Consider the following 7,584-nt stretch of genomic DNA (forward strand, 5'->3'; position numbering starts at 1 on the left):
GCCCGTAGAGTCGGAGACGACTGATCCGACACGCAGGGCGGGAGGTGGCAGGACGTATGCGAGAGACGGCTCCGACGATCGACCGGGCTCCGGACTCACCGCAATCACCGGCCGCGCCGGTGCCGGTCCGGCTGCCGGCCGTCTTCCTGCCCGCGCCTCTGCCGCGCGAGGGGCGTATCGCCTTCTGGGACCCCCGGGGCGAGCCCCTGCCCGCCGAGGACACCGAGCTGACCGTCGTCCGACGGCACGGCGCTCACGGAGTCCGGCGGCGCACCACCCCCGCCCTGATCCTCCCGCTGGACGCCGCCCTGCCGCTCCTCGTCCGCGCCCGGCACGACCCCGCGGCCCATCCGGCCACGGCCTGCTGGGGCGCGGCCGCCCTGCACGCCCTGCGGCTGACCGCCCGCGGCCGGCTGCTGCCCGGCCTGACCGCCACGGGCCACGACGCCTGGCGCGCCGGCCCCCTCGACCCGGACGACATCGCACACCTGCGCGCGGTGGCCGCCGCCCTGCCCCCCGAGGGACACGCCGTACCGCTTCCCGGCCCGGGGCCGATCCGGCTGCCCGAACCGGAAGCGCTGGTGCGCGCCTTCCTGGACGCGGTCGCCGACACCCTGCCCCGCACCCCGGCGGCGCCCCACGCCTCCGGCCGGCCCTTCGCGGCCCGCCCGCCCCAGCACCTGCCCACCGCCCACGACTGGGCCGCCGAGGTCGCCGCCGGAATGGACGCCGGCGTGCGGATCTCGCTCCGCCTCGACCTGTCGGCCTACGACCTGTTCGACGGCGCGTCCGACGACGCCGCCCGCAGCGCCGGAGCCGCGATCGTCCAGGTGCACAGCCTCGCCGACCCCACACTCGTGACCGACGCGGCGGCCCTCTGGGCGGGCGCGGCCGACGACACGTTCGGGCCCCGCGCCCGCGTGGACGCGGCCCTCGCCGTCCGCCGGGCGGCCCGGGTCTGGCCCCCGCTGGACCGGCTCGCCGACCAGGACGTGCCCGATGTGCTGGCCCTGTCCGAGGACGAGCTGAGCGACCTGCTCGGCGTCGCGGCCACCCGGCTCGCCGCCGCCGGGGTCGCCGTGCACTGGCCCCGGGACCTCGCCCAGGACCTGTCCGCCGCGGCGGTGGTGCGTCCGGCCCCCGGCTCGGCGACCGACGGCACCGGCTTCTTCGAGAGCGAGGACCTCCTCCAGTTCCGCTGGCAGCTCGCACTCGGCGGCGACCCGCTCACCGACAGCGAGATGGACGCCCTGGCCGAGGCCCACCGCCCGGTGGTCCGGCTGCGCGACCAGTGGGTGCTGGTCGACCCGGCCCTCGTCCGCAAGGCCCGCAAACGGGACCTGGGCCTGCTCGACCCGGTCGACGCGCTGTCCGTCGCCCTCACCGGCACCGCCGAGGTGGACGGCGAGACGGTCGAGGCCGTACCGGCCGGAGCCCTGGCCGCCCTGCGCGACCGCCTGACCGCCGGGATCCGCCCCGCCGAGCCGCCCCCGGGCCTGCGGGCCACCCTGCGCGACTACCAGCTCCGGGGCCTGGCCTGGCTCGACCTGATGACCTCCCTCGGCCTCGGCGGCTGCCTCGCCGACGACATGGGCCTCGGCAAGACCGTCACCCTCATCGCCCTGCACCTCAAGCGCTCCCGCCGCGAGCCGACCCTGGTCGTCTGCCCGGCCTCCCTGCTGGGCAACTGGCAGCGGGAGATCACCCGCTTCGCCCCCGGCACACCGGTCCGCCGCTTCCACGGCCCGGACCGCAGCCTCGACGACCTGGACGGCGGTTTCGTCCTCACCACGTACGGCACCATGCGCTCGGCGGCCCCCGCCCTGGCCGAGCGCGGCTGGGGCATGGTCGTCGCCGACGAGGCCCAGCACGTCAAGAACCCCTACTCCGCCACGGCCAAGGCGCTGCGCACCATCCCGGCCCCCGCGCGCGTCGCCCTCACCGGCACACCCGTCGAGAACAACCTCTCGGAGCTGTGGGCCCTGCTCGACTGGACCACCCCGGGCCTCCTCGGCCCGCTGAAGTCCTTCCGCGCCCGGCACGCGCGGGCCGTGGAGAACGGCGAGGACGAAGAGGCGGTGGAGCGCCTGGCCCGGCTGGTCCGGCCGTTCCTGCTGCGCCGCAAGAAGTCCGACCCGGGCATCGTGCCGGAGCTGCCGCCCAAGACGGAGACCGACCATCCCGTCCCGCTCACCCGTGAACAGGCCGCGCTGTACGAGGCGGTGGTCCGGGAGTCGATGCTCGCCATCGAGACGGCCGAGGGCATGCCGCGCCGGGGCCTGGTGCTCAAGCTGCTCACCTCGCTCAAGCAGATCTGCGACCACCCGGCGCTGTTCCTCAAGGAGGAGCACACCCCGGCCGCGAGCGACCGGCTCGCCGCCCGCTCCGGCAAACTCGCCCTGCTGGACGAGCTGCTGGACACGGTGCTGGCGGAGGACGGGTCCGCCCTGGTGTTCACCCAGTACGTCGGGATGGCCCGCCTGATCACCTCGCACCTGGCCGGCCGCGCGGTCCCGGTCGACCTCCTGCACGGCGGCACTCCGGTTCCCGAGCGGGAGCGCATGGTCGACCGCTTCCAGGCCGGTTCGACGCCGGTCCTGGTGCTGTCGCTCAAGGCCGCGGGCACCGGCCTGAACCTCACCCGCGCGGGCCACGTCGTGCACGTCGACCGCTGGTGGAACCCGGCCGTCGAGGAACAGGCCACCGACCGCGCCTACCGCATCGGCCAGACCCAGCCGGTGCAGGTGCACCGCCTCATCGCCGAGGGCACGGTCGAGGACCGCATCGCCGAGATGCTCCAGTCCAAGCGGGCCCTCGCCGACGCCGTCCTCGGCTCCGGCGAATCCTCCCTCACCGAACTGACGGACCGCGAGCTGTCCGACCTGGTCTCCCTGCGGAGGCCCGCATGACATCCCGCCCGGCCGACGAGGCCCGCCGCGCGCTGCGGGAGGCCAGGGAACGGGCGGCCCAGGACCCGGCCCTCCCGGACCCGTCCCCGGCTGCCGGAGCCGCCCGAGACGCCGGCCAGGAGGCGCCCAGGCCGGCGGACGTGGCACGCGAGGCGCTGCGCAGAGCGGTGTCCGACCAGAGGGGGCTGACCGACCCGGCGGACGAGGCGGCAGACGCGGCAGACGGTGCCGACCGGCAGGACGCCGACGCGGGGGAGGTCCGGCATAGGGCGGCCGATGCCGCCGAGCCGGTCGACGAGCTTGAGACTGAGGAGGCCGAGGACCAGGGGATTCGGGGTGGGCGTGAGGTGCCCGGTGCGCCGTACGGCTCCGATACCGCCGAGGCCGCCTACGCGCCGGTCTCCTCGGGCACCCCTGAGGAGACCGCTGCGCCGGAGGGCGACTCCGAGCCTCGCAAGGTCAGTGAGCCGGGGTCTGCGGGTGTGCTCCGCTGTGCCGGTGCGTCGGGATCTCCTGGTGTGTCCCGCAGTGCTGGTGGGTCGGAGGGCGGCTCCGAGCCCGGCAGGGTCAGTGAGTCGGGGTCTGCGGGTGTGCTCCGCAGTGCCGGTGCGTCGGGATCGGCTGGTGTGTCCCGCAGTGCCGGTGCGTCGGAGGACGGCTCCCAGCCCGGGGCGGTCAACGCGCCAGGGGTCGCTGCCGTACCCCGTAGCGCCGTTGCGCCGGAGTCCGCCGCCGCCCCCCGCACCGTAAGCCCGCCGGACGACACCCCGGCCGTCCCGTCGCCGGAGCCGGAGACCCCCGGTGACCCGCAGCCGGCCGCCCCGGCAGGGCCCACCCCGGCCGGTGCCGCCCCCGTACGGTCCGAGTACCGGCCGGGTACCGGGCAACGCCCCGCGGACGTCGCACGGGAGGCGCTGCGCGCGGCACGGGACGACGCGCGACGGGCCCGGGAGGAGACCGAAAGGGAAGGCGCCCGCCGCAGGCGCCGGGCCCGGCAGAGTGCCGTGGACGAAAGGACGGCGGCTGTGCGGCGGGCGAGTGCGGACGCCCCGGGCGGCGGCGCGCGTGACGTACGTCAGCTGCTGTCCGACGCGTTCCGCATGCCGAGCCCGCCCGACGCGACTCCGGACGACGGCGAGCAGACGTCCGGGCAGGATGAGGGCCGGTCGCCTCGCATGACCGGCCTGCTGCACGGCCCGGCCGCGCCCGGCGCGCACACGCCGGACAGCGCACCCGGCACCGAGAACGCAGAACTTCCGCCCGAGCCCCACTCCGCTCCGGCCGGGTCCAGCCGCCCGGCCCCCCGGGCACCGGAACCCGGCCCGCACCCCGGTGACCCGGCAGCCCCGGACCTGGACCCGGCCCACGCCCCGTTCCCGGCCGCCGCCGCCCGAAGCCATCGCCCCCCTCGGTCCCCCCGCTCCATGGCCGCCCCGACCCGTGACAGCGAACTCCGCCGCACCTTCCCGCCCTTCCCGCCCCGCGACGGCGACCGCTTCGCCGAGAGCTGGTGGGGAAACGCCTGGGTGAGTGCCCTGGAGCAGGGCGCGCTGGACGTGAAGCGGCTGGAGCGCGGGAGGGGGTACGCCGGGCAGGGACACGTCGACGCCATCACGGTGACACCCGGCCTGGTGCTGGCCTACGTCCAGGGCAGCCGGCCCCGCCCCTACCGCGTCCAGGTCCGTCTGCGCACGCTCGACGACACCGACTGGGACCGCTTCCTGGACGCCGCCGCCGACCGCCCCGGGCACATCGCGGCGCTGCTCGACAAGGAGATGCCCCAGTCGCTCGCGGACTGCGGCGTGCCGCTGCTGCCGGGGGCGGGCGATCTGGAGCCCCGGTGCAGCTGCCCCGACCGCGGCCACCCCTGCAAGCACGCGGCGGCCCTGTGTTACCAGACCGCCCGGCTGCTCGACGCCGATCCCTTCGTGCTGCTCCTGCTGCGAGGCCGGGGCGAGCGGGAACTGCTCGACGCGCTGTCCCGGCTGAGCGCCACCCGCGCCGCCCGGGCCGCGCAGGACAGGGGCCCGGCGCCCCTGCCCGGTGTGCGGGCCGCCGACGTGCTCGCGTCGCGCGCCCACCCGCCCCTGCCCGCACCACTGCCTGCGCCCGCGCATCCCGAGCAGCCCCCGGCCTATCCGGCGGCCCCCGGCGGCCCGGACCCCTTCGCCCTGGACCAGCTGGCCACGGACGCCGCCGCCCGTGCCCACGCCCTGCTCAGCACCGGCCGCGACCCGGTCGGACAGCTGACCTTCTGGCAGGACGCGGTCCGGCTGGCCGCGGCCCGCCCGGGGGCGGGGCTCACCGCGGGCACCCGGGCGCTGTACGCGTCCCTCGCCGAAGCGGCGGGCCGCACCCCGTCCGAGCTGGCCCGGGCGGTCGCCGCCTGGCGTCAGGGCGGGTTGGAGGGCCTCGCCGTGCTGGAGGAGCCGTGGGACCCGCCCGCCGGCCGGTTCGACAGGGCCCGGCCCCTGCTCCTCGCCGCCGACCTGCCCGCCTTCCGGCCCTGGCGCAACCACCTCACCCACCCCCGGGGCCACGTGCAGCTCCGCCTGGGCCGCGACGGCCTCTGGTACGCCTACGAGTCCGAGCCGGGCCACGACGACTGGTGGCCCCGGGGCACCCCCGACCTGGACCCGGTCGGCGCCCTCACCGGCCTGGGCCTGCCGAGCGACCTCTGACATCCACACCCGCAGGGCAGAGGCGAGGGCGACCGCAAGAGCCGGGTGAGGGGGCCCGGGCGGCGGAATCGACGGCGTGACGACCGTCGGCCGCCGCACCGTGCCGGTGTCGGGAAAGCCGTCAGGGGCACTCCAGGCGCATGAGTCCCCACCGACTGGTACCCGAGTCCCTGGCGCTCCTGACGGAGGGCTACGCCTGGCTGCCCGACCTGATGCGCGCCGAGGACGACACCGCGCTCAGTTTTCGCGTCCTCGGGCGCCCGGCCCTGGCCGTGCGGGGCCCCGAGGCGGTCCGGTTCTTCTACGACGAGAGTCACGTCCGCCGTCACGGCGCACTGCCCGGCCCGGTCCTGAGCACCCTCTTCGGTCACGGCGCGGTCCACACCCTCGACGGCGAAGCCCACCGGCAGCGCAAGTCGTTCTTCCTGCCCCTGCTGGAGACGGACGCCGTGACGGGCTCGGCCGAGCACATCGCCACCGCCTGGGACGAGGCCGTACCGCGCTGGCGGCAGCAGCCGAGCGTGGTGCTCTTCAACGCCGTCGGCCGGGTGATCACCCGCGGTGTCTGCCGCTGGGCGGGCGTCTCCCTCGCCGAGGACGAGGAGGAGCGGCTGGCGCGCGACCTGCTGGCCATGGTGGACGGATTCGCCACGGCGGGCGCCCGGCACTGGCGGGCCAGGCGAGCGCGGGCCCGTCAGGAACAGCGGTTCGCCGATCTCGTCGGCGACGTGAGGTCCGGGACGGTCCGGGCCCCGGCCGGTTCCGTGCTGGACCGGGTCTGCCGCCACCGTGACGCGGACGGTGCCGAGCTGACGCCCCGGATCGCGGCGGTGGAGCTGCTCAACGTCATCCGCCCCACCACGGCCCTGACCTGGTTCGTGACCTTCGCGGCACACGCCCTGCACCGCTGGCCCGAACACGGGGAGCGGCTCCGGGCGGGCGAGGCCGGGTTCGCCACGGCGTTCGCCCACGAGGTCCGTCGCTTCTACCCCTTCGCCCCCTTCCTGGGCGGGCGGGCCGTCACCGACCTGACCTGGCAGGGCCGTCACGTCCCGGCCGGCGGGCTCGTCCTGCTGGACGTCCACGGGCAGAACCACGACGAACGCCTCTGGAAGGACCCGTACTCCTTCCGCCCCGAGAGGTTCCTCGACCATCCGCCCGGCCGGGACGAGCTGATCCCGCAAGGCGGCGCGGACCCACGCACCGGACACCGCTGCCCGGGCGAGGCCCTGGCCGTGGGCGTCCTGGAGACGCTCTCCCGTCGCCTGGCCGACCTGCCCTACGAGGTTCCGCCGCAGGACCCGACCATCCCCCTGGACCGCGTCCCCACGCGACCGCGCAGCGGAATGATCATCCGAACGCTCGCCCGGTGAACAGTGAACAGCGGCCGCAGCGCGATGCCGCCGGTGCCGCCGGGACGGGCGGGGTGAATGTCTCCGTTGAACGTTTGGGGTGCGACCCGCGAGTCACCCGTCTACGCGACAAGCGTTTCGGCGCGCAGGTCGAGCAAGGAGGAGAGCCGATGTCGAATCCGCAACAGCCGGAACTGCGGCGCAGTGACAAGGGAGCGGGCACCCCGCAGGACAGCCAGGCCCGCAAGGCGGCACAGCCGGGCCCCGGAAGCGGCGGCCACGCGCATGGCACGGACCGCGGTGACAAGGGCGGCGGGGAAGGCGGCGGTACGCCTCCCGAGCAGCAGCCGGACCACCCGGCCTGAGCCCACCGCACGAACGATCCCGAGCCACCGCACGAACGATCCCGGAGAAGTCGTGACCGTACCCGAGGAGAACCGCCCGAAGACGACGTCCACCGACGAGGTCGTCGAGACGCCCGGCGCCCCGACCACCGGCGGGCAGGGCGACGGTGCCACCGGCCGCACCATGCGGGAGGCACTGGAGGAAGCCGGGCTCAGCCCGGACGACGTGCGCGACGAGTCCTGAGGCCGTCACACGACGAGGCCGCACCGGAACGTTTCCGGTGCGGCCTCGTCGTGT

The 7,584-nt window shown here is 76.0% G+C and carries 5 protein-coding genes; all 5 read left to right on the top strand.

All coding sequences use genetic code 11. The features are described 5' to 3' along the window. The first annotated feature begins 56 nt into the window (after nucleotides 1-56). The 5 genes from AB0I06_RS15020 to AB0I06_RS15040 all read left to right on the top strand — a co-directional run bounded on the left by AB0I06_RS15020 (nucleotide 57) and on the right by AB0I06_RS15040 (nucleotide 7,530). Nucleotides 57-2,909, top strand: coding sequence for an SNF2-related protein (locus AB0I06_RS15020; protein ID WP_363119198.1), 2,853 nt, complete (start codon nucleotides 57-59; stop codon nucleotides 2,907-2,909). Between the two features lie 590 nt (nucleotides 2,910-3,499). After that, nucleotides 3,500-5,590, top strand: a complete 2,091-nt coding sequence (locus AB0I06_RS15025) for an SWIM zinc finger family protein (protein WP_363119215.1) — start codon at nucleotides 3,500-3,502, stop codon at nucleotides 5,588-5,590. A gap of 140 nt (nucleotides 5,591-5,730) precedes the next feature. Continuing rightward, nucleotides 5,731-6,963, top strand: coding sequence for a cytochrome P450 (locus AB0I06_RS15030; RefSeq protein WP_363119199.1), 1,233 nt, complete (start codon nucleotides 5,731-5,733; stop codon nucleotides 6,961-6,963). A gap of 149 nt (nucleotides 6,964-7,112) precedes the next feature. Continuing rightward, complete coding sequence (locus tag AB0I06_RS15035; protein WP_363119200.1) at nucleotides 7,113-7,307, top strand: hypothetical protein; 195 nt, start codon at nucleotides 7,113-7,115, stop codon at nucleotides 7,305-7,307. A 52-nt stretch (nucleotides 7,308-7,359) separates the two neighbouring features. After that, entirely contained in the window at nucleotides 7,360-7,530 is a 171-nt protein-coding gene (locus tag AB0I06_RS15040) for a hypothetical protein (RefSeq protein WP_363119201.1), read from the top strand. Nucleotides 7,531-7,584: the final 54 nt, after the last annotated feature.

It is taken from the genome of Streptomyces sp. NPDC050674 (assembly GCF_040654575.1).
Lineage (GTDB): Bacteria > Actinomycetota > Actinomycetes > Streptomycetales > Streptomycetaceae > Streptomyces.

Coding starts and splice junctions, on each gene's coding strand:
- AB0I06_RS15020 (WP_363119198.1), top strand. CDS start 57: ATGCGAGAGACGGCTCCGACGATCGACCGGGCTCCGGACTCACCGCAA.
- AB0I06_RS15035 (WP_363119200.1), top strand. CDS start 7,113: ATGTCGAATCCGCAACAGCCGGAACTGCGGCGCAGTGACAAGGGAGCG.
- AB0I06_RS15030 (WP_363119199.1), top strand. CDS start 5,731: ATGAGTCCCCACCGACTGGTACCCGAGTCCCTGGCGCTCCTGACGGAG.